A 278-nucleotide genomic window follows, 5' to 3' on the forward strand; every position below is an offset into this window, starting at 1 on the left:
CAGGTCCCCATGTACGCAGATCGATTCTGCTTTGATCGGTACTTGACTACCATCAGTTGCTGTAACTAATCCTTCTCTTACCATTCGCAACGCTTGTAACACAGCTACATCTGAATCGTGAATGATAGCAATGGGTTGTGACCTAGGAGTTAACGACCCGTCAGGTTGATATGTACGATCTGCAAACACCTCTTCTACAACACGAAGTCCTGCATCCTGCCCTGCTCTTACTAGCTCACTTCTTGCTAACGCAAATAAGAGCAGGCCACGGCTTGTTC

Annotated in this window: 1 protein-coding gene; it reads right to left on the reverse strand. The window is 47.1% G+C overall.

Annotated features, from left to right (window positions below; genetic code table 11):
• Positions 1–278, reverse strand: a 278-nt coding sequence (locus AOA60_RS23705) for a LamB/YcsF family protein (RefSeq protein WP_178075410.1), incomplete at both ends; no start/stop codon positions are given.

It is taken from the genome of Pseudomonas sp. 2822-17, from assembly GCF_002742485.1.
Lineage (GTDB): Bacteria > Pseudomonadota > Gammaproteobacteria > Pseudomonadales > Pseudomonadaceae > Aquipseudomonas > Aquipseudomonas cyclaminis.